Source organism: Pseudomonas sp. A-RE-19, assembly GCF_019956555.1.
Taxonomy (GTDB): Bacteria; Pseudomonadota; Gammaproteobacteria; order Pseudomonadales; family Pseudomonadaceae; genus Aquipseudomonas.
The window spans coordinates 37,621-61,506 of record NZ_JAHBDQ010000072.1; the positions used below are offsets into that span (position 1 = coordinate 37,621).

Genomic DNA, 23,886 nt, shown 5'->3' on the forward strand with positions numbered 1-23,886 from the left:
CATCGCGAGCAGGCTCGCTCCCACAGGAGATTTGAGTTGAACACAAGAATTGTGATCAGCGCCTACCACTGTGGGAGCGAGCCTGCTCGCGATGGCGTCAGTACAGACGCCGACATCTAAAGGTCAGGCCGGGCTGATTGCCCGCTCGTTATCCAGCGACCGCTCCACCAGCATCAACCCCATCTCACTCATCTGATAAATCGCCATCGCCAGATGCCGCGGCTTGTCGTCCAGGCTTTCTGCCAGGTCGAGCAGCAAAATGCTCACCGAGGAAAAGGTTTCATAGGTCTGGATGGCCAGGGCTTCGGGGTTTGCATCAGGTACGACGGTGAACATTTTCATGGCACGGTCCTGGGATGAGCGCAGTGGTTCGATGTCGGGTTTGAGGTAGTGGTCGAGGGCCTTGTCGGCGGCGGCGTGGAGCTTTCTTGAATCGAGGGTGGCGTAGGGGGAAACCGGGTCGGTTTCGGGTGGGGGATTGGGTGTGGCTTTGAACATATTCGCGATTCCGTGATTAGGGCTACCACCTTCTCGCGACTAAACGAGGGGTGGCGGCTGGACGCAGGTTAGTCGACCGGGGAATCACGAAAAACCGGCGCGCCCGAAGGCGCCCTGCGAACAGCCACCATCGAGTGCGGGGATAGGGACTACCCGACTGGATGACGCTTATGCACATTCATGAAACCCCGGGCGACTAAACCCGATCGCTGATTGGCAGCGACGCGGATCACGTTACGGGGCAGGGCCGAGGTGCACAAGCCGGCGGATTCTGGCGGATGTGTAGTCCGTTGCGCAAGACGCTGTAGTCATCAGGCCACTGCGAAATATATGACCATACCGTTCGTCGGGACTGTCAGAACTGTCAGGTGTTCAGGCGGGAGGAACGGGCATTCAATGAACCAACAATCTTTCTGACCACGGTACCCCTACATGAAAAGCGTTAACGAATAGGGTCTCCAGTCGCTCCCATAAAACAATGCTGCTCTCGGAGTTGCCGGCATGACAAGTCGTGGTGCAGCAATGACGCAGTATTAACTGAATCGCAAAGGTTCTGATTATTTTGCCAGTGCCCGATGCCTGCAATGGGACTGCGAGAACAACTAAGGAGTTAGTTATGGATATCAATGACAGTGTCGAAAAAAATGCCAACGATGTAGATTTGGCGGATGTATCGGATGACGTCAAAAAAGATGCAGGTATTGAGAGAACTCAGGAACAGGAAAGTGCTCTGCGTAACCTGTTCAGGGGGACTGGGAACATTCGGGTTACTTATGACAATCTTTGGGCGGACCTCGAGTACTACTATGAATGGCACCCAGAGGGGACGTCGATTACTGTTGGTGCAATACGTTACAGGGCTTTCGACAATGACAGAAAGTACGGTGATATCGATTTAGGTTACTTTACGCCCGTCGATTGGTGGGAGGCTCGCCTGACAGAAGACGCTATTCAAGATGGCAATTGGCACAATATTTCCGGGGGAGATGTACCTAAAAGGGCAACCCTTGGAGAACCCGTAGAGGTAAAGTTCGCATATACATGGGATATGCCTGCTTGGGACCCAAAAAGCGCGAGCTCAGATTATATATCCTATAGTGTTCCTGCCCCGATTATTTCAGGGCCATCAGGTGAGATTGCCGAAAGAGAGTTTACTGTCAGGGGAACGAACGGCGCATATGGCTATGGCGTGATCCACGTTTTCAACTCTAGCAGCAATGATTTTTTGAGTGAGGCTCACCTTGACATTAATGGCGGCTGGACGGCGTCTGTCACTCTACCGAGTGGGACAGATGAACTGACATTTTACGCCCGCCAGATAATCGGAACTCGCCTGTCCAATTATTCCAATCATAATAGGGTGTTCCTGAAGCAGGTAGTAGTACCCGTCCCCCGCATTGATTCTCCCGCCAATGGAACGGTACCCAACAAGCAGTTCGTAGTCAGGGGATCTAATGGCAATGCCAGTGAAGGTTCGATCTCGCTTTATAACAACGCTAATGGCACCGTTTTGGCCGTTGCTACCATCGGCGCAGGTGGCAGCTGGACAGCGAACGTCACCCTGCCGAGTGAGACACAACCTCTGACGTTTTACGCCAAGCAGAAATTCGGAGACAAGGAATCCGGTAATTCAAATTCGGTAACCGTGCAACTGGCCCAACCGGATAACCCCGACATTACCGCCCCCGTCTCCGGCTCGGTTCAACCTACGACGTTTACCCTTTCCGGCAACAAGGGTACCGTAGGCGCCAGGATTCGGGTGTTCAAAGACCTGACCAATGACAAGGTTGGCGAAAGTGCTGCGCTGACCAGCGCTAACTGGACCTGCTCCGTCACGGTGGCCCCCGGTCCGATATCGCTGGTCGCACAAGCGTTCAAAGATGGATGGGAGTCGGTGCGCAGCGAAGCCGTCGCGTACAAAATCACCCCCCCTGCCATCACTGCCGTCGTCGCCACTCATACCGAAACCACTGTGACTTTTTCCGGCTCCGGCCACACCGGAGCCACGGTCGAGATCACTAAAGTCAGCGGGCCGGAGGCAACGATGCCGTCCCCCGCCACGGTCACCGGCGGCAAGTGGGAAGCCACAGCGACCAACTGGCCCTTCGGAACATACAGCCTGACGGCAATCCAGAAGGTTTCCGACAATGCCGGTGGCTGGATCGAGTCGCAGCCGTACACATTCACCGTCGACCGAGTGGTTCCGCAGCCAGGCAATGTCACCTACACAACGGACTACCGGCCGACATTCTCTGGTACCGGCTATAACGGCGCGACAGTGAAGCTGTTCGCCGCCAACAATGTCACTCCGGTCGCCCCCGACGCGCGCGTGTCCGATCGCCGATGGTCGAGCCAGGCATCGGAAGTATGGGGGCCGACGTTTGAGCGGGAGGTTCATCTCAAACAATATCTGGGTGGTCAGGAGTCGCCGACATGGTTGGTTGTGAAGGTCACCATCGCGCCATTGGCACCTGGCATGAACGAGCCGGTAGAGGATGGCCTCTCGCCGCAACTCAGTGGCACCTGCTGGCCGGGCGCTGTTTTGCAATTGACGTACAGCGACAGCCCCTCCATCTCTCATCCCGTCACCAATAACAATGGGACCTGGAGTTTCCGGCGCGACACGCCGTTTGCCGAAGATGTCATCCACACCGTCTCGATCACGCAGACCGCCGCCGGGCAAACCTCAGTACCAGGCTCCAAGACCTTCGAGGTCTTCCTGCCTGTTCTCAAGCCGACGATCACCCAGCCTGATCCCTCCTCGGAAGTCGGTCGCGACGTCACCATCGAGGGTGGGAACGGCATGGTCGGGGCCACGATGCAGTTGCGTGATGCGCAGTTCGGAAGGAATCTGGGCGATCCCAAAGTGCTGACCCAAAATGGTCACTGGTCAATCGACCTCGTCGGGCTGGAATTTCGGCCGTACACCATTGACGCGAAACAGACGCGCAAGGGGCGGGAAAACCAAAGTGATCCGCATGTTTTTGACGTGGTGGTATTACCTCCGGAATTTACAGCCCCCGTGGAAAACGGCAGCCTGCCGCGTACCGCGATGATCGAGGGAACGGCGTTGCCGTTCGGGAAGGTTAGCGTCTGGCTGCAGGGCGTGGACGAGCCTTTGCTCAAGGATATCGAGGTGGACAGGGACGGGCACTGGAAGGCCGAGGTGACCTTGCCCGTGGGCAGAAAAACCATTTGGGCGGTACAGACCTTTGAGGGGCTTACGTCCAAAAACAGTCAGCAGTTGAATTACAACGTGGTGCCGGCGTCCCCGGTTATCGAAACCCCGACCAGCAACGAGCCCATCGGTGCCCGCACGGTGGTCTCTGGCTTCGGCGTGCCGGGGGATACCATCACGGTGAGGCTGAACGATGGCGCACAAACCGTACTGGGGAGCAGCCCGGTACTGGAAGACCGCACCTGGTCGCTGACGGTGACCATTGAACGGCTTGGCGGCCCCTGCGATCTGATCGCCGTGGCGTCACTTGACGGTTTCGATTCCGCCAGTTCCGCGCGCTCGGTTGTACTGGGCACGTACCTGCCATCAATTGATGTGCCAACGCCGGGAAGCTGGGTCAGCGGCCCGGTCCGATTCGAAGGCCGGGGCAGGCCGGGTGTCGGGCAAGTCGTGAGCTGGTTCAACCCCGACCTGAAGTGGTCGGCGGATGTACCCGTCAGTCCCGGCAACTGGCAGGGCGAGGCGGGGCAGTCTATGTCCGCGGGTGGCCATTGGTGCCGGTTTACCCAAACCCTCACGGACGGTGCGGATGGCGCGACGATCTCCGACTGGGTCGAGAGCCAGCGCTTCGAAATCCTGCCGCCGTCGACGCAGCCCTGACACCTTAAGTCCGACGAACGGTCATCAAGACTGTCATTTCTGACAGTAGACGATGACCGGCTACAGGCGCCAAATCTATTCAATCGAACGCACGGCCTGACAGGTTTGTCAGGCCGTTCAGGGCAGTTATCGACTCAAGGAACCTGACAATGGCTGACTCCCGCCCGGCTTCCCAACTGCTGAACCAGGTGTTCAGTGACGAACAACGAACACAATATGCAGCACTCCAGGCATACCTCAATGAAGGTGGTTCGATCTTTCCTCTGGTGGAAGGCGGGGTGCGGGGGCTGGAGCGGGACTATGGCGTGAGCCCGGATGATGCCCGTCAGTTTCTGCGCCGCGCCAACAGCATGGCCATTTATGTGCGGCGCCAGTTCATCGAGCACCGCCTGCGGCGTCACAAAACAGAGAAGGCAGGGGCGGGCAGCGGTTTGTTGGCGTTGGTTGATGGCCCCAGTTTTGAGCGGTTGTTCAGTCCCGACTTCGACCGTCTTTGCCCTCCGTTGGCGCTGGAATCGCTTGCCTCACCCGTGGCGTATTTGCTTGAGCTGCTGAGGTGGATCGAACAGCGCATCGAGGCCGCTTCAGACTCCACGCTAAAACTGCCGCTGCATGATCGCCGCAAGGATTTGAAGGAACTGCTTGTCGACTTCAATGCAGTGCATCAATCGGTGTCTTCGGTCGACATCATCGTCCCGGTGCTGGAAACGTTCATCCAGGCGCATGAGGCTCAAGAGGATCTTGAACAGGCGATGATCGAGGCGCGCTATCCCAATGGGCTTCCTTACTACCAACACTGGGTCACCGTGGATACGGTCGCCCGTCACCATGGCCTGTCGGTGGGCAATTTTGCACACATGGTGGATATTTCCTTTCCCTATTTTTTACAGCCCAAGGCCTGGGACGAGGATGCAGGGCGAGCCTTGGCTCATGCGTCGGGATTGGGGCCCTATCAACGAACATTGCTGACCGAAGATCCCCCGACATTAGATCAACACGAAGTCTTCTACTCGCAGAACTTTGGTGCCAAAGGCGTATCGTGGCAGAACCTCAATCAGGTGCCATTCTTCGGCGAGCGAACCAAGCTCGACACCCCGGGGCTCGAAGCGTTGCTGTCGGTACGCGATGATGCGCCGGTGCGCTCTCCCAACGTCAAGTTCTCGGAAGTGGTGCCTGAAGAGCCCGAAAGCGAGCGTTCCGGTTCGGTTTACATCAATGCCAATACCCATCCTGCTATCAGTATTACAGGTAGGGACGAGGGGCCATCATTCCTTCATCGATTGTCAGTGAACCCCCTCGTCGCGGAGGGGCTTGAACGTCTCGACCGGATGAACCGCAAGTTGCGTCTGGATCAGTGGCTGGAACTGCCCAGCGAGCAGGTGGATGCGTTGTTGGCGGCGGGTATCCGGGCTGAAGCGCGCGGCAAACCATCGGTCGATGCAGCACCGGCCGATGCATGGAGGATCACGGAAAGGGTCATTCACGCACTGGGCCTGTTTCAGTCGTTACGCCAGCGTTATGGCTGTACAGCGCCAGACTTTGCGGCGTTTATAGATACGTTGTCGATTTATGGTCGCGGTGAAGCACTCTCGCAGTTCGATCAAGTTTTCAATAACCAGGGCGACTATCGTGAACCCTTGGTGCTCGATGCCGGCAAATTCCCGGTGTTGCCCGTACAGGGCATGCCCGAACTGACAGTCACTCAGCTGTGCAGCGCTTTAGGGCTCGATCTGCAGACCTATCATTATCTGGCCTTGGCGATTGCCGCTGCTCATGGCGTCACAGACAACATGCTGTCGCGTACCCCGGAGATCATCTCCAGCTTCTACCGCATGGTGAAACTGCCGCGCTTGTTGGGCATTACGCCGGTCGAAGGCGTGCTGATGCTGACATTGCTCGGCGGGGAGTCATGGGTCAATGGCTTGGCGGGTGTTCCGCGGATCAATACGACTAGAGTTGATACGCCCGATGTGCTGAACCTCATCTATGCCATGCATTCGTGTGCGGGGTGGTGTGCGGATCTCGATCTTCCGATGCTGTGGATGCTTCAGCAGATTTCGGAGCCGCAAGTCTCGGCGGCCGCGCAGCCTGAGCTGCAGTTATTTGAACAGATGCGCAACCTGTTGTCCGGCGCATTGTTTACCAACTCGGCGCTGTTAATGGCCGGTGTACCGGCGCTGACAGGCGCCAGTTGGCTGGATTTGTTGACCATGCTGGTCGATTCCGATGGGCTGGTCATGGCCCATTCAGGAACGGAGGCCGACTATTTGGCCTTTGCCCGGGTAGCGCTCGATGGTGCGGTGAGGGGTGGCCTCGGTGATATCGACGAAACTGTGCGCGCTGCCATTGTCGAGAAAATGCTCGGTGTACTCCTGCAGGCCAGAATCGCTCAAGTATCGGTGGTCAAGGAATGTCTGGCGGTTTATGCGGGTGTCGACGCCGAGCAGGTATTGCAGGTGTTGTTCTGGGCCGATGCAACGGTGCATCGACTGTTGCGTCAGGTGCTCGAACGCGTCTTTTCGGACCTCGAAGAATCCGTAAGGGGGCGCAATGAACAGCCTGATCCACTGCTCGCGCTGTTGGCCGATATTCGCCGCCGCAGCACGGTGGTCGCGAAACTGGATCTCAGCGCCGAGCTGTTGCAGGACTATCTGGATTACGGTCATAAGGCCTGGCTGGATCAGGACGACAAGCATGCGTTCACCGTGAGCACGCTTTACTACCTGACCTCGCTGACCCGGGCATTTGAGTTGAGTGAGCAGCCGGCGCAGGAACTGCTCGATTACCTGCGCGAGGTCAATGCACTGCCTTCCGTGACGGGTGATGCCCTGCGTCTGGCTCAGCAAGCGGCATCGATCAGGCTGGCCAGGTTTTTTGATTGGAGCGTGCTGGAGGTGCGCGAGTGTGTCAGCCGCATCGACTCAGAGCTCAAGATCCTGAAAAACCTGACCCAGCTGGATCTGTTCATGCGCATTCGAGTGCTGGCGTCGCACACCGGCATGGATGCCTTGACGATCTTCCTGATGGGCACTTTGCCGGAGGAGGTGGACAAAACGGCGTACAAGGACGCCGCCGACCATGCGTTGCCGAGCCTGTCCGAATCCGGTGCGCCTCTGGCTACCGTCACCGAGGAACTGAAACAGATCGTCACCATGACCTGTGTCGTGGATAACACCGAGGTGGTGGCCAACAAGCCAGACGAAAAAATCACCTTCACCGTCACCCTCAAGGATGCGGACGGACAACCGTTGAGCGGTGTCAATGTGTACTGGAGCGCCACCTTGGGCAGCATTGCCAACGGGCCAACGGATACCAACGGCACGGTTCGGGCGCAGTTCATTCCCGGCAAGGTCACCGGCACGGATACACCGCAGTTCTGGCTGGATCTGTTTGAGCCGGAATACGCACCTACCGTCAATGTCATCTTCGACCCGTCTTCCCTGCAATTTCCTCCACCGCTCAAGTCGCTGGTCCCGTTGGAAGAGGTGCCATACGGTCAGGAAGTCGAACTCTACGCCACGCTAATGGACCGGTTTGGAAACCTCGGAAAAAACAGCCTCGTGCGCTGGCATTACGAGCCTTTGGAAGACGGTGCCACAGAAGCTTCATTGATTGTCCGACCAGCGCAGACCTACACCAATCAGGAGGGCCTGACGCGAGTATTTGTTTCCAGCCCTACCGGCGGAACGTTTGAGATCAGTGTTCTGACAGAGGCCGGCGAGTCGTCCGGTTATTTCGAACCCATCACTTTCGAGAAGGAGCAAGAATAATGGCACTTGACAGTATGGCTACCCTGCTCGAAAAGCGTCGTAACGCTCTGGTCGAATACTGCATCGGGCAAGTCGGGAAAGAGGGGGCGGCTCAATACAACTTCCTGAGAACCCCGGCAGATCTGTTCGAATTGCTGCGCATGGATCCGCTGGACAGCTATCCGGTTCAGAGTTCCTGGGTCGCCGAAGCGACGAGCTGCGCCCAGCAGTTCATTCATGCGGCCTATCGAAAGCTCGAACCCGGTTACGCGCAGACCGAGTTCGACAAGGGCGATCTGGCTACCTGGGAGCTCTACAGCAACTACCCGGACTGGGCGGCGCTGCAACTGATCGCGCTGTATCCGGAAAACTTCATCAACCCGTTTGTGCGGCGACGCAAGACCAGTCTGTTCAAGACCCTGGAAAACAACCTCAACCAGACACGCTTGAATAGCGATTCTGTTCAAGCAGCGCTACAGGATTATCTGCAAACGTTCGAGCAGACCTGCAATCTGGACGTGCTCACCAGCTACATGGACGGTGCCACGCCTGCCCATGCCGATTATTATTTTGTCGGCCGCCAGCGGGTCCCGCCCTTCCAGTATTTCTGGCGCAAGGCCGAGGTCGAACTCTCTGCCAGTTGCCAGGCCATCAATCCGGCGGCGTGGCATGAGTGGCAGCCTGTGGATGTTCCCATTGGCGCGAAGGTGTTGGACATTCGTCCGGTGTTCTGGAGTGGACGGTTGTGCCTGGTGTGGGCCGAGTGGCAGGACAAGGTGGAGGGGGATGGCATCAGCGAAAGCCTGCCACCCCGGCTAGACATCAATGTGGCGTTCATGACCCAGAATGGGCAGTGGTCGGCACCACTGAGTATGCACAGTTCCTGGCGCAAGGAAGCCCAATCCCCGCAGGGGGCCCGGCTGATTGCGACCGTATGGGCCGATCATTACAACCCCAAGGGCAAGCTGGGGGTTTTGTTGACTGCTGGAGCTGCCTTCAAGGTGTTTGCAGTGCGTGATGTGTTGTTCCGTCCCGTGACCGCGGATGATGGCGGCTGGCTGGAGCACGCGGCGGACAAGCGCTTTGTGACTGCCGAGACCGTGCAGCATCCGCTCATGAATCAGCCGACAATCGAAACCACCGTGGAACCGGTCGGGACCCTGACCGATTACCTGGACTTGCAGGCCGTGGCGTTTCGCGTCGGTGGCGATGATGTGCTGATTGTTCAAGGATTTCTGCGCCCCACAGGTCTAACCGGCAATGCTGAATTTGATTTGACCTTGCTGAACAAGACTCCCGATGACCCTGAGCCGATTAAAATCACCCAGCCGGTTGCCGGTGGCTGGAGTACCCAATGGCAGGTCTTCAGGCGTGCGAAAGGTTCATGGCAGTCGCCGACCTTTTCTTTTGGTACTGCCACCGGTAGCCATGGGCGTAAAAAATTTGTTTTGACGATTGCCAATGTCACGGACTTTACCTGTGCGGCACTGCTCAAGAACACCCTCGATGCCGCACAGTTTCTCTCACTGAACCAATCGGAACTGACGCTCAAGTACGCCCGTCTGAATTCGCTGTTCGGGCCCGAGCTGGTGCAACGCTCCAATATTTCTGTCGATGCCGTACTGGATTGGGATACCCAGTTTCTGCCGGAGGCGCCTCCACAAGCTGGCCCCATCGACGAGCCGAACGGTGCATTCAACGGCGCTAACGGTTTGTTCTTCTGGGAGCTGTTTTTTCATTTGCCACACCTGGTGGCCGCACGCTTGCGCGACGAGGACCGTTTTCTGGAAGCGCAGAACTGGTTGCATTACCTGTTCGATCCACAAGCTCCCGCCGATTCAGCGCAACCCAATCCCAAACCTTTGTATTGGCGCTGCCGGCCCTTGAATGGGCCCGGTAACCTGGGCTGTGAAACCGATGCGCCGACCGACCCCGACGCCATCGGCTATTCGGCGCCACGGCATTTTCAGATTCTGGTATTCACGGAGTACGTCACAAACCTGGTGGCCTGGGGGGACTGGTATTACCGCCAACTCACCCGCGACAGCCTGGTGGCGGCCAAACTGTGTTACGTCCAGGCCGAATTTTTCATGGGCAAGGCACCGACTGTGCGAACGGTGAACCGTTGGGAGGCAGACACAGTAGGCGGTCTCTTGAACCAGATCACCTCACGGCCGGCGCTCGAGCAGTTTGAGCGTGATCTTGCGTTCAGCCTGGCTGACTTTCCGGCCGCCGCCGAAGCACCGCCGCTGCTTGGGCTGTTGGCGAACAAGCCCTTTGAAGAACCGATCAATGAACAGTTGCTGGCGTTGTATGAGTTGCCCGGGCAGCGCCTGCATAACTTGCGCAACAATCTCACTCTGGACGGCAAACCGCTGCAGATTCCACTCTTCAGCCCGCCCACGGATCCCAACCAGTTGTTGCGCGATCTGGCATCAGGTGGTGTTGGCGGCCCCAGACCCATGGGTGGGCAACTGGTGGTTGGTGCTTTCCGCTGCCGCGTAACGTTCGAGGCGGCATTGCGGGCAGTGCAGGCCTTGCAGGATTACGGCAATCAGGTGCTGCGTTTGCTTGAGCAACGAGACCGGGCCGAACAGGAGGAAATGCAGCAGAACCATCTGGTGGAACTGGGCACCTACGCCCAGACCGTGCAGGAACAGACCATCGCTCAGTTGCAAGCGAGCCAAACCGCCCTGGAGCAAAGTCGGGCCGTGGCGCAGGAGCGGGCCGAGGCTTATGCGCGGCGTTATGACGAAAACGTGTCGTCGGTTGAATACGAGGTCATGGAGAGTCTGCAGACTTCAAAAACTCTGGCGTTGACGTCGTCAGTCATCAAACCCATCGGCGCGGCGCTTGCCGCGATACCTAATATTTTTGGTTTGGCCGCGGGTGGGCATCGCCTGGAAAAAATCACCGACGCGGTTTGCTTCGGATTGGAGATCGCCTCATCGGTGCTGGCAATAGAAGCGGATAAACAAGCCACCACCGAAGGCTACCGCCGTCGTCGCGAAGAATGGGAACTGCAACGTGATCAGGCGTTGGCGGAAGTCCGTGCAATCGATGAGCAAATCACCGCACAGAGCCATGCCGTGCAAGCCGCCCAAACCAGCCTGGAGCAAACCATCAGGGCCAACAGTCAGGCCTTGACGGTTTACAACTTCCTCAAGAAACGGGCCACCAACACTGAACTGTTCAGCTGGATGTTGGGCCAGCTCAAGGCGTTGCACTACCAGGCTTACGACGCGGTCGTCAGTTTGTGCCTCCACGCCCAGGCCTCGATGAGTGCCGAAACCGGCGATTACGACTCGCAGATTCCCTTGCCCCAGGTCTGGCTGGATAACCGTCACGGCTTGACGGCAGGCGAACATCTACGTGCGCATTTGTTGCGCATGGAACGTGAATACCTGCAACGCTTCGAGCGACGGCTGGAGTTGGTCAAAACCGTTTCTCTGCGCCAGTTGTTTGAAGACCAGACCGATCCGCAGACTGGCATCAACAGTTGGGAGGGCGCGTTGGCAGAGTTGCGCGGCAGAGGGGCGCTGGAATTCAAGCTTACGCAGTTGCTGTTCGATCGCGATCATCCGGGGCATTACTGCCGGCAAATCAGTTCGGTCGAGGTTGATCTGCCCGTGCTGACCGGGCCCTATGAAAATGTACGGGCCACCTTGCTTCAGGTCAGCAGCATGATCGCGACCAAGGCCTCGACCCCGTCGGTGAGGTACTTGCACAAACCGGACGGTGCCGTGGCCCCTGCCGATGTGCAAATCAACCTGCGCAGCGGGCAGCAAATAGCCTTGTCGATGGGGATTGCCGACACAGGCATGAATGCGATGAAGCCCGATGAAGGTTTGCTCAATCCTTTCGAAAACACCGGGGTGGTATCTCGCTGGGTGGTGAATTTTCCATGGCCGAAAAAAGAGCCGCAGATCGGCATTCTGCGCTCATTGACGGACATCATCGTGCGTATTCGGTATACGGCCAAGGCCGGCGAGCCGACGTTTACGCGAGCTGTCGCAGATCTGGTGACCCGAGCGGAAGTAGGGGCGCAAAAACTAACCATCGCTGGAGCGAACCGTCATGAATAGTCCTGTCATCCAGGCCAATGAAAGCCTCGTGCAAAATGGCGATTTCGAGCAGGGGTTCAGTAACTGGAAAAAAGGCCCGACCAATCCGGATTGGCTGGGCACGGCGAGTGAAATATACGAGGGCGTGCCGACTCGCTTTCTGAAGGCCGGCAATGAGTCTTCCGTCAGCCAGTCGCTGGAGGTTCCCAAGGATCCGGGCGCTCAAGCTCGCTACGTCCTCAGCTTCCTGTGCGAGACACGGCATACCGAATCGGGCAAGTTAGTCGTCAGTATCGACGGGCAGACGGAAGAGTTGGAAATCTTGTTGCCGCCGGGCGAACCCCGCGATGCAGAGGAAGATCAGGCGCGACTGAAGAACGGTCAGCCGCTGGACTTCAAGCCGATCTCTTATGAAACCGACCTGGCTCTGCCATTCAACGGTCAGGACACCATCATCATCAGTGTGTTCAGCCCGTCAAACGAAGCCGGCGACTACACCTCGCAGGTCTGTATCACCCGCATCAAGCTTCACTTGCATCTGGACCCTGCCGTGATGCAAACGCTGAAGCTTGACGAGCAATCACTGTCGACGACAGAGCCTTTGCATGTGTGTCTGGGGGCATCGGCGTCCAAGGCACATCAACTTGAATTTGTTCCCGAGCCGGACAGCATCTGGCTGGGCACCCAGGCAGCGTTGACCTGTGATGACAATCCGCTGGATGCGGTTGTGGCGATGCCGGTCTGGGGCGAGGATCAACCGGTGGAGTCGCCCTGGACACTCGACTGTCCGTTGATCGGTGATCAGGATCCCTATCTGTTTTCGATGAACCTGATTAACCAGTACACCGCCGCTCCTTATCCGGTGCAGGTGTCACTCGGGCATCATCGGCTGATATTCCGTGAGGTGCTCGAAGCGGCTTACTACCCGGTGCTTGAATATGGCCAGAGTGTGCGTCTGGGGGTTCAGGTCGCTTCCTATTACACCGACCAGCCCTTGAGCGGGCGGACAGTGAACTGGACCAGCGCTCAAGGGGTTTCAGGGGTTGGGGTGAGCGACGAGAACGGCTGGGCGTACTTTGATTATCAGCCGATGGAGGCAGGCGAATTCGATATCGAGGCGTCGGTCGAGAGCCCGTACTACGCCGCTGGCGTCGTGACTCAAACGCTGCAGGTCTGGGTGTTGGAGGCGGATCCGTGGAAGGACGTATTAGCGGTCGTTGGGAGTGCCGAGGCGCGCTGGGAGGAAAAAACCGGGTACCCCAATCGGGGGTCGGACTATCCTGTGAACTTGAAGCTGCCGGCAAACAGTCCATTGATCGGGACGGAGCTGTCGTTGCATTGGAGCGGTGACTCCCATGAGCAACTGGGTGTTGTGGTCAGCCCACCGCTGGAAACTTCAGTACCGGTCATTAATGACCATCCTGCCTGGATGCTGACAAGCGCAGATGAACTTGACGGCCGGTTTTATCTGGAGCTTGTCTGCTCGAAACTGCTGCTGTCTTCACCGAAAAAGACCATGTCGCTGGCGCGTAACCTGGTCAAGATCGGCGAAGTGCGCGAGGCCAACAAGTTTCCGGTGGTGGACGAAAACGAGAGCGCGCTGCTGCGGATACAAGTGCTGCATCTTGTTGCAAGCGGCGACGGTGATCCGGTCGTCAATGCGCTGGTCGAATGGCAAACCCCGGAAGGGCCGGTTTATTGCGCCACCACCGGCACCAGCGGCTGGGCCAGTTTTCTGTACACACCGACCAGCGATGGCGACAAGGTGGTGACCGCAAGCATCAAGGCCCATGCCGAGGCCGTTGCAGTAGACCGTCCTTTCAATGTGAAGGCGATTGCGACCAGCCCCTGGAAAAGCCAGGTCAAGATTCTCCTGGATGGGGCGGAAGTCGAGCGTAATACGCTCGGCGTGCTCTGCGAACGTGGCCAGACTCATACCTTGAAAGTCGAACCGGTCCCTGGCAGCGACTGGGTTGGCAAAAACATCAGTTTGCATTGGCGAGGAACCGCGCCGGATATCGGTCTGGTGCCCAGCGACCTGACCATTCTCAAGCCTATCGTGACCGCAGGTGTGGAATGGACCCTCGCTTCACAGGCCGATAACAGCACAAGCAGTCTGTTTGAACTGGAACTTCGCATTCAGGGTGAGCCTGTCCGGGAGCTGTCCGGGCGCTTGATGGCCGCGGATCTGAGTGAAGAGGTGAGCGTGAGGCTCGATCAGATAGCGGCCGCGCTGGACACTCAGGCGCTCTATCCATGCCTGGGCGCACGTCACCGCTTCAGCGTTTTGCCCAATGCGTTGAGCCCGTTGGCAGGGCTGGATTTATCGCTGACGTGGTCGGGAACACCCGCCGAGCAATTGGGGGCAACGGTCCAACCCGCGCTGGATCAGGCGCTACCGATCAACGACGGCGGCGCGATCTGGACGCTGGACTTTACCGCCAGTCAGCAACCGGGCCAGTTTGCCCTGGCCTTGGCGTTGCCGCAGATGGGGTTCACCGCCACGGCCAAGCCGATGATCCTGGCGCATAACAAGGTCAGGATCGAGGCCAAGCGTGAATCGCCGGTGGACCCGGTCGTAGGGCAGGATCCCGCTTGGCTGTGGGTTCAAGTCTTCTCCCACTTCACCGAACTGGCCGTTGATGGGGTTGCGGTGAACTGGAGCGCAGCCGATTCAAGCGTGGTGCCCACCAATGCCGAAGGCTGGTCAGGTTTTGCGTTTGCGCCGACCGATGACCAGCCGCATGAAGTGCAGGCATCGGTGACCAGCCTCTATGACGGCTACTCAGATACCCGCTCCATGACAGTCACGGCACTGGCGAGTGACCCGTGGGCGGGGCTGATGGTCAAGTTTGACGGCGCACCGGCTCAACCCTGGGGTGAAAAGACCTACTTCCCGCGCCGCAAGGGCGAGCATACGTTCGAGCTGTTGGCCGCCGAGAACAGTCCTTTGTTCGATCGTGACTTGACACTTGGCATGACCGGAACCGGACCGACTGCATTGGGTATCAAGTTTTTGCCTGAAGCCCTGGGAGTGGCGCGCTCGTTTGACGACGAGGGGTTGCGCTATACGTTCAAGGCTGACGATCTCAAGGACGGCAGTTTTGCTTTGCGTCTTTCTTCAGAGCGGTTGGCAAGCTTGTCTCCGGCGAACGCGATGTCATTGGGGGAAGGCTCGCAAGTGATGAAAATAAACTGGGACAATCTTGTGTCTCAGACATTGGATTGGGGAAAGGAAATTAACGGGCAGGTCACCGTGATTTCGACCATTAGCGGCAAGGCAATGGCAAACGTGACCGTGACCTGGAGCAGCCCTGATTTGGGGGTTGTAACCTCGGTGACCAACTATTACGGCGTGGCGAAACTGCGCTTTGTTCCAACCACGCCGGGAGATGGCCAACTGAATGCGACGGTAGGGGATGGGGAGTCGGTTGCGTTGTCGTATTTCTTGAATGAGCCGCGTGAAATCGAGGCGCTCACCAGTCCGAAGCAATCAGGTGAAGAACTTGAGAGGGTATCCGCCTCCGTTACCGTGGTGTCGGCCTTGACCGGAAAACCTTTGCCGGATATTGAGGTGAAGTGGGAGTACCCCGATAGGAATATTGCTCCGACCCGAACAGATGCTGAAGGTATCGCCCGGGTGGAGTTCAGATTGTCCGGTGTAAGAAGGGCGCTTCTAGAAGCTGTGGTGACGGGAGGGTATGCAGGATGGGAGGTACAAGCTCTAGAGTTTGAAACGATATTGACTGATTCAGCGCCAACTTCCAGCACCTGGAATCTGCATTTCAGACCTTACATTGATGGTGAAAGAGTCAAATGGAATGAGGTAACGCTGCGTTTGTTCGATGGCGAAACCCGCGTATTCAAACTGGACTATGAATACAGCACGCTGATTGGTGATCCCGAAGCTCTTCTTGCCCTGTATGCGAAGGACACAGACGGTGTGGTCTTTGATCCGCAGCTGGGGACATATCATCCGATGGCTGAGGGTACTACCTCCATGAGCTGGACTGTTTCCAGTCAGCAGGCGTCCAGCGGTCCTTTTGAATTGCAATTCAAGTTTCCTGTTGATTCGAGCTTGCCGTCTTCACCGCTTGTGCCGGGAGAGATCATTAATCTTGTTCAAGATGTGGAGGTCAAACTTGATGAACTTCCAGTCACTTTCGAAAAAGACGTCACCGCCTATCCTTGCCATGGTGCAACGCATACTGTCACCGTGAAGCCTAAGCCTTCCAGCTCCATGCTGAACAAGCCTGTAAAACTGGTCTGGAAGGGCGAGACGGCTGAAAGTCTCGGTGTGGTGGTCACACCTTCATTGGATGAGGAGCAGTTGCTGACGCTGGAGGGAGTGACGTGGGTTTTGGATTGCACCAACACTACCAGCAACGGAGATTTTTCCTTACAACTGATGTTAGTGGAAACGGGGAGAGTATCTCCGCCATTAGCCATGTCATTGGGGCATAACTTGGTGCGGGCTGACCATTGGATTACGGGGCCACATTACGAGGGGTGGCCAGAGTGGACAGAGTATTACCGAAGTCATATTCGCGCCATATCCGTACACTTGAATTCACTCGCTTCTAACGTGAAAGTAACAATAGGCAACGGCAGCCAAGGACTCACTAACTCTAAAGGTGAGTATGAGAGTAGGTACAGTCTGAAAATTATCAACCAATATGACCAATCCATTGTCTGATAATCGCCCTCTGGTGCCGCTAAGTAATCAGCGTCATTTTTCAACGAAGAGGCGCTGATTACTTATAAATTCCCCGCCTTTTTCCATGCCAGATACAGGGTCACCAGCTCAGGCCCCAATCCCCCGGGCCGAGCTTGCATTACTGCAACTCCATGAGTGCTCAATCGCTCATGAAGTTCGGTTCGTGTATTAAGATAATCCACTGCCCCGCAATAGGTCAGTGCGTCAGGGAGCGTTTGCAGCGGCATCTGACGTAACCTGTCGAGCACCTCTTCCCTCAGGCTGGCCACCAACACCCGATGCTGCTTGCTCAGCCGTTTGACGGCGGTCAGCAGTTCTTCATCATCTTCATCCCGCAGATTGGTCACCAGCACCACCAATGCCCGGCGTTTTTGCCGGGCCAGCAATTGGTTGGCGGCGGCCAGGTAGTCGGCGGGGCGTTGGGTGCTGTCGAGGTCGTACACGGTGTTGAGCAACACGTTGAGCTGGCCAGTGCCTTTGATCGGGGCGAGGTAGCGCGGTTGATGGCTGGCGAAGGTGCTCAGGCCCACCGCATCGCCCTGGCGTAGCGCGACGTAGCTGAGCAACAGACAGGCATTGAGCGCGTGATCGAAATGCGACAACTCATCGTCCTGGCTGCGCATGTGTCGGCCGCAATCGAGCATGAAGATGATCTGCTGGTCGCGCTCGTCCTGATATTCACGGGCGATGGGCGTGCGGTGGCGGGCGGTGGCTTTCCAGTCGATCTGGCGCAGGCTGTCGCCTTCTCTGAATTCGCGCAGTTGATGAAACTCCATACCCGACCCGCGACGTTGTCGCTGGCGCACGCCGAGCTGGCTGATCCAGTTGTCGATTGCCAGCAATTGGCCGCCGTAGAGCCGGGCGAAGTCGGGGTAGACGCGGGTGTTGTCGAGCACGTTCAGCAGGCGTTTGTCGGACCACAGGCCCATTGGGCTTGGCAGACTGATTTCGCAGTGTTCGAAGGTGAAGTGGCCGCGCTTGAGCGGGCGCAGGCGATAGCCGATCTGGCTTTGCTGGCCGGGTTTGAGTTCGACGGACAACGGAAGGTGTTCGAAATCCAGGCCGGGCGGCACATGGTCGAAAAACTGTACGTTCAGTGGTTGAGCAAACTCGTGTTCGACCTCCAAGCGCACTTCGCCCCATCGACCGAGCGCCAGGCTGCCGGGCATTTGCCGTTGCATGCGAGGCGAGGGCAGGCGTTTGAGGCGGATGGCGTCGATCATCGCCAGCGCCAACAGTGCTAACAGCAATCCCCAGTTGATCGACAACAGGCTCGACGGAACCGCGATGTTCAGAGCCTGCAATGCGCCGAGCACGATGCCGATGGCCTGCAGGATCGCGAGCCAGATCAACAGAAGCCGGGACGGTTTCATGGCGTAACACCGTGTGGCCTGCTGAAAAGATCGCAGCCTGCCGCAACTCCTACAGGGGACCGCATTCGGCGTAGGAGCTGCCGAAGGCTGCGATCTTTTCTTGGGGCGACGCGGATCTTGATCACGGTGTTCACAGCCGCGGCGCCGGCACTTGATCGAGCAGTTGCTTGAGCACCTGATCGACTTCCAGCCCTTCGATGTCCAGCTCCGGGGCGATGCGCACACGGTGACGCAGAACGGCCAGGGCGCAGCCTTTGATGTCATCGGGAATCACAAACTCGCCACCGCGCAACAAGGCCCGGGCGCGGGCGCAACGCACCAGGGCGATGGACGCGCGTGGCCCGGCGCCCAGGGTCAACCCCGGCCAGGTTCGGGTGGTACGGGCCAGACGTATGGCGTAATCGAGCACCTGATCGTCCAGTGGCAGATCACTGGCAATGCGCTGCAAGGCCAGCACGTCCTTGGCTTGCAACACGGTGCGCAACGGTTGCACGTCGAGCATGTCGGCACGGGTCGAGCGGCTGACCTGGCGCACCATGTTCAATTCCTGCTCGGCCTCGGGGTAGTCCATGCGCACCTTGAGCATGAAGCGGTCGAGTTCGGCTTCCGGCAACGGGTAAGTGCCTTCCTGTTCGATGGGGTTTTGCGTGGCCAGCACCATGAACGGTTGCGCGATGGGCAGGGCACGGCCTTCGAGGGTGACCTGACGTTCCTGCATGGCTTCGAGCAGCGCCGCCTGGGTTTTCGCCGGGGCGCGGTTGATCTCGTCGGCCAGCAGCAGGTTGGTAAACAGCGGGCCTTTGCGCAGTTTGAATTGCTCGGTTTGCAAGTCGTACACCGCGTGCCCGGTGACGTCGCTGGGCATCAGGTCCGGGGTGAACTGGATGCGCGCGAACTCGCCGCCAAAGCAACGGGCGAGGGCGCGCACCAGCAACGTTTTGCCCAACCCCGGCACACCTTCGAGCAGCACATGGCCGCCGGCGATCAGGGCGGTGAGCACATCGTCGATCACGGTGTTCTGGCCGATCACCGCTTTTTGCAATTCCGTCCTGACCGCTTGCGCCAACTGGCTGGCGCGCTGGCGCTGCTGGGCGGCGTGGGTCGGTAGGCCGGGCTCGATCTGTTCACTCATAAGGCGTTCCTCAAGGTTTGCAGGTGGGCGACCTGACGGCTGAATTCAGCGCTGGACAGCCGCTGTTTCGGTCGCGGGCTCATGGCCTGGCTGATGGCGCGTGTGGGTTGGCCGGTCAGGCGTGCGAGCACCAGCCATTGTTCGGCAACGCCGAGTTGTTCAAAACCGGGATGACGGTGACGGACGCGGCGCAGGATATCTTGCTGCAAGGCTTGCAACAGGCTGTGCTGACCGTCGCGGCGCAACATGAAATCGGCGCTGGCGCGCAGGTGTTCCTGAAGCTGGCGGCGCGCTCTCGGAGCCGGTTCCAGCAACGGGCCGTGGCGCACGCCGACGTGCCAGAACCCCAAGGCGATCAAGGCGATCAAGGCCACCAGGGCTTGCGCAAAGTAGCGCCACAGCAAGGTCAGCAAGCTGTCGTGATCGGTGTTGAACAGCAGGGTCACCTCCGTTTCGGACGTCAGGTACCACAGCAGCCAGGCGTTGTCGTACTGGTCGATGGCCGGGGTTTTCCAGAGGTCGGCGTCGGTGACCACGGTGATTGAACCGAGCCCGTGGCTCAGCTGCATCATGTGCGTGGCCTTGCCGCTGTTGGCCCAGGCCTGTGCTAGGTTTTTCGGGTCGTCGAGGTGGAACGCAGTATCGAAACTGACGTAGGCCGGCGCCTCTTCGTTTTCCAGGTAGAGCTTGGTCAGTTTGGGGTAGGGGTCGTCGTTGAGATCGGGGGGCGGCTCCTTGAGGTCTTTGCTCAGCGATTGATGCAACTGCACCCGATCGAGCAGCAGGTCATCGCTCTGACCGGTCCTTTCATCCCACAGGGCTTCGGCGACGAATAAAAGACGTCCACCGGCCCGGGTCCAGTTAAACACCTGATCCACCTGTCGCGGCGACATGTTCGACCGATCGCCGAGCAACAACAAACTGTGCTGATGAGGCTCGAGGGTCGGCAGGATGTCGAGGTTGTTGGCGTGGCTGACGGTCAGGCCCTGTTTGCGCAAAAAATGTTCAGCAGCGAGATAGGGGTTGGCCTGGGCTTCGGGGGAAGGGCCGTGATCGATTTCTGTCTGATAGGGCGTGGCCTTGAAGTACAGGTAAATACTCAGCGCGCCCAACAGCACGGCGATGAACGCGCCGGCCGCCAGCCACATCCGCCGGCTCAACGGGACGCTCCGGGGCCGAACAGTGCGCGCCAGCCGTCACAGAGTTCCTGCTGCAAATGCGCGGGGGGCAATCGATGCCCATAGGCGATGTTCTGCCAGTGCCCGGTGAGGTTTTTACTGAAGGCCAGCAGGGCAGGTTGTTGCAGTTGTTCAACGCGCTGAAGCACTTCGCCTTCGGTGTCGGCGGGTTTGAGCGTCATGTTGAAATCGTGCAACAAGTGGCTGAGCAGGGCGCGATAGAGCAACCCGAGGGCTTCACGCGGGTGGGTCTGCCAGAGGCTCTCGGCGCTGGTTGCGATGTCGGCGGGCAGGGTTTCGCGGTCGAGGTCCAGGCCGAATGCCTGCTGCGGTAATGGCCGCGCGACGTTGCGGTTTAACACTGGCCGGCGGCTGACGAAGGCCTGCAGCCAGTCGCGGTAACGCCAGATCAACAGGCCTATGGCGCCGATCACCGCGCCCCACAGCAACACTTCGATCAGGCTGGCCAAAACGCCGAAGCGTTGGCTGTCCAGCAAGCTGAACAACGCCTTCAGCCAGGCGGGCGTTTGACCCTGGTCTGCTTCGTTGGCGGCGGGTTTGTCTTCGCCAAAACGATAGCGCGTGACCGTTTCCTTGTTCTTGAACGGTGGTTGTTCGAGGATGGCCTTGATGCTGTCGCGGGATGCCTGGCTGGTCAGTGGCTGGTCCAGCAGACGTGGAGATTCCGGTGAAATGACCGGTTCGGCGGCCCAGACGTTTTGCGCCGTCGGTACCAACAGGATTGCGGCGAGTAGCAGCGTGACGACCGCGCTGGTCAGGCGTTGGCGCAATCGGCGGAACACCAGTTCGATATCCCAGGCTTCCAGCCACGTGCGTCGGTTCAGATAAAGGCTGAAACCACAGGCTACATAGATCGGTTCCCAGACAATGAGCACCAGGGCGTAAAAGGCGTTGGTCAGGTGTTCCAGCCAGCGCCAGTCTTGTGTGGCGGCGGCAATCAAGGTCTGCCAGCCCCAGTCGAGTTCGACCTGTAGTGGCAAGAGCATATAGAACAGCACCATCAAGCCGATCCACAGCGCGGTTTCCAGATGCACGCCGATGATCGTCAGCCACTGGGCGGCACCCGAGTTGCGCTGCAGCAACACGCGCAAACGTTGTTGTCGCGCCTGACCCTCCAGGCCTTCGAGTTGCACCACTGGCATCAGAAAACTGCGGCTCAGGCTCAGGCGCCGCCAGGTCAGGCTGGCCAGCAATTGTGGCTTGAGCAGGCGCGGCCATTGGCGCAGGGCCTGTTGCAGCGTGGGCGTTTCGCCGAACATGGCTTTGGACAGGATGTACAGCGGCAGCCGATCGAACGCCGGTTTGAGCCACCAGAACAGGAACACGGCGAGGGAGGGTGAATCCCACAGCATCAGGGTGAGCAGGGCGAAGATCGGCAAGGTCACGATCGCCCAACTGGTCATCAGCAGGCGTCGATGGCGCTGGCTCAGCAGCACCCCCAGGTCCATGGCTTCCCAGCTCGTGCGCGGGCGAATCACCGCAGTGGCGTCACTCAGGCGCATGGCGGGTCCGTCCGGCAAACAGCAGATAAGTCGCCATCAACAACCAAAGCACCGCGCCGACCAGGTATTTGGTCAGCGGCGCGAGCCCGGTCCGCGACGACCAGTAGGCTTCGATGAACGCCGCAATCAGTAGAAACAGCATGACCCCGCAAATCAGCAGCACGCTCTTGCTCGCCGCCAGTCGCAAGGCCTCGGCGCGGGGCAAACGTCCCGGCGCGATCAAGGCCCAGCCCAATTGCAGGCCAGCGGCACCGGCCAGGGCAATGGCGCTCAGTTCGAAGGCACCATGGCCGATCACGAACGACCAGAAGGTTTGCCCGTAACCGATGTACGTCAGGTGCCCGGCCACCGCGCCGATCATCAAACCGTTGAAGAACAGGAAAAACGCGCTACCCAGGCCAAACAGCAAACCGCTGGCGAAGGTCTGAAAGGCGATGCCGATGTTGTGCATGATGTAGTAACCGAACATCACCCAGTCTTCGCTGGCTGCCCGATCTGCCAAGCGCCCCAGATGACCGGCGTCGGGGTCGTACATGCTTTGCATCTGGCTGACCTGATCGACCGGGATCAGGTTATAGATCAGTTCCGGGAACAGATACACCAGCAATGCAAAGCCCACCAGGCTGCCAAAAAACATCAGGCTGGCGGCGAGCACGAAACGCCATTGCTCGCGCACCAGTCGCGGGAAATCAGCGAGGATGAAACTCACCACGTTGGCACCCAGCCGACTGCGATGCCGATAAAGCTGCTGATGCCCGCGCAACGCTTGTTGCTGCAATGCGTCGATCAGGAAACTGCTGTAACCGCGATCCTGAGCCAAGGCCAGGTGTTGGCAGATCCGTCGATAATCGCCGGGAAAACTGGCGATTCGTGAGGTGTCCTTGCCTCGTTCCAGCCGTTCAAGCATGAGCGCAAATTGCGCCCATTCGGCCTTGTGGCGACTTTCGAAAAGGCTTTGCTTCATGTCGGGCCCAACAAGCCACGGGCGATGCCGTTGAGTTCGGCCACGGCCTGCGGCTTCGATACCTGCAACGGTTGCGCGAGTATCGAAGCGAGTTCCAGGGTTCGCTCCCCGGACAGTTCCCCTTGGCGTTCGGCAAACCCGAGGATGGCGCGCTGCTCGGTCAGCGTCAGCGCGAAAGCTGCCCGCCGTGGCGGTACATCAGGCAGTTGGGGGCGGGTGAGCGGTTGTTCGCGGTAGATCACCAGCGTGCCGGCGGCCAGGTCGCCGAGGCGCTTGAAGGTGGGATGTTGCAGGCAACTGATCGCCCCGAGGAAGTAACCGAACGGCAGCATGTCGACAAATCGCAGCAGGTTGCGCAGCAGCGATGGGGGCCAGCCGATCGGTGTGCCATCGTCCTGCACCACGCGTAATCCCATCCATTGCTTGCCCGGCGTGCGGCCCTGATTGAGCACCTCGAACAGCACCATGTACCACCAGCTCACCACGAACAGCAGAATCGAGCCAAGCCCTGCGCCGATTTTCCCCAGAAACGCCAACACGATAAACAGCAGGCCCAAAATCAAACCGCGCAAGCCCAGGTCGATGGCGAACGCGAGCGCACGAACCATCAACCCGGCCGGACGCAGCGGCAGGTCGATGCCTTCTGGCGTTTCGACGCGATACCGCGTGTCCAGTGGCGGGGCCAGCGTCGCTTTCCCTGGCAGTGCTGTGGTCTCGAGCATGGGCTACCTTGATGTGGCCTGGTCGGGATTCGATGTCCGTCCGATGCTAGCAGCCTCTCGGGGGAAAACGACATAACTATGTATTGCACGGTGCGTGATCAGGAATGACAAGATTACTGGTCGAGGCG

11 protein-coding genes are annotated in these 23,886 nt (G+C 58.6%); 4 read left to right on the forward strand and 7 right to left on the reverse strand.

What is annotated here, in order from left to right; all coding sequences use genetic code 11:
• Positions 1-123: 123 nt before the first annotated feature.
• Positions 124-498 carry a DUF6124 family protein gene (locus KGB14_RS27650; RefSeq protein WP_223490700.1) on the reverse strand — a complete coding sequence of 125 codons (375 nt, stop codon included), beginning with the start codon at positions 496-498 and terminating at the stop codon, positions 124-126.
• A gap of 616 nt (positions 499-1,114) precedes the next feature.
• Between KGB14_RS27650 and KGB14_RS27655 the strand changes: the two genes are divergently transcribed.
• The 4 genes from KGB14_RS27655 to KGB14_RS27670 all read left to right on the forward strand — a co-directional run bounded on the left by KGB14_RS27655 (position 1,115) and on the right by KGB14_RS27670 (position 16,845).
• Positions 1,115-4,336 carry an Ig-like domain-containing protein gene (locus tag KGB14_RS27655; RefSeq protein WP_223490703.1) on the forward strand — a complete coding sequence of 1,074 codons (3,222 nt, stop codon included), beginning with the start codon at positions 1,115-1,117 and terminating at the stop codon, positions 4,334-4,336.
• A gap of 149 nt (positions 4,337-4,485) precedes the next feature.
• Positions 4,486-8,106 carry a Tc toxin subunit A gene (locus KGB14_RS27660; protein WP_223490705.1) on the forward strand — a complete coding sequence of 1,207 codons (3,621 nt, stop codon included), beginning with the start codon at positions 4,486-4,488 and terminating at the stop codon, positions 8,104-8,106.
• Positions 8,106-12,170, forward strand: coding sequence for a neuraminidase-like domain-containing protein (locus KGB14_RS27665; protein ID WP_223490707.1), 4,065 nt, complete (start codon positions 8,106-8,108; stop codon positions 12,168-12,170). The genes KGB14_RS27660 and KGB14_RS27665 overlap by 1 nt, the downstream gene beginning before the upstream one ends.
• Positions 12,163-16,845 carry a hypothetical protein gene (locus tag KGB14_RS27670; protein WP_223490709.1) on the forward strand — a complete coding sequence of 1,561 codons (4,683 nt, stop codon included), beginning with the start codon at positions 12,163-12,165 and terminating at the stop codon, positions 16,843-16,845. The genes KGB14_RS27665 and KGB14_RS27670 overlap by 8 nt, the downstream gene beginning before the upstream one ends.
• A gap of 62 nt (positions 16,846-16,907) precedes the next feature.
• Here the strand turns inward: KGB14_RS27670 and KGB14_RS27675 are convergent, their stop codons facing one another.
• From KGB14_RS27675 to KGB14_RS27700, 6 genes are all read right to left on the reverse strand, one after another.
• Positions 16,908-18,239, reverse strand: a complete 1,332-nt coding sequence (locus KGB14_RS27675; protein ID WP_223490711.1) for a DUF58 domain-containing protein — start codon at positions 18,237-18,239, stop codon at positions 16,908-16,910.
• A 130-nt stretch (positions 18,240-18,369) separates the two neighbouring features.
• Positions 18,370-19,371 carry an AAA family ATPase gene (locus tag KGB14_RS27680; RefSeq protein ID WP_223490713.1) on the reverse strand — a complete coding sequence of 334 codons (1,002 nt, stop codon included), beginning with the start codon at positions 19,369-19,371 and terminating at the stop codon, positions 18,370-18,372.
• Positions 19,368-20,531 (reverse strand): DUF4350 domain-containing protein, encoded by a 1,164-nt coding sequence (locus tag KGB14_RS27685; RefSeq protein WP_223490715.1) that lies wholly within the window; start codon positions 20,529-20,531, stop codon positions 19,368-19,370. Before KGB14_RS27685 ends, KGB14_RS27680 begins: the two co-directional genes overlap by 4 nt.
• Positions 20,528-22,072 carry a DUF4129 domain-containing protein gene (locus KGB14_RS27690; protein WP_223490718.1) on the reverse strand — a complete coding sequence of 515 codons (1,545 nt, stop codon included), beginning with the start codon at positions 22,070-22,072 and terminating at the stop codon, positions 20,528-20,530. Before KGB14_RS27690 ends, KGB14_RS27685 begins: the two co-directional genes overlap by 4 nt.
• Entirely contained in the window at positions 22,059-23,036 is a 978-nt protein-coding gene (locus tag KGB14_RS27695; protein WP_223490720.1) for a stage II sporulation protein M, read from the reverse strand. Before KGB14_RS27695 ends, KGB14_RS27690 begins: the two co-directional genes overlap by 14 nt.
• Positions 23,033-23,758: an RDD family protein gene (locus tag KGB14_RS27700; RefSeq protein ID WP_223490722.1), complete on the reverse strand. Its 726-nt coding sequence runs from the start codon at positions 23,756-23,758 to the stop codon at positions 23,033-23,035. Before KGB14_RS27700 ends, KGB14_RS27695 begins: the two co-directional genes overlap by 4 nt.
• Positions 23,759-23,886: the final 128 nt, after the last annotated feature.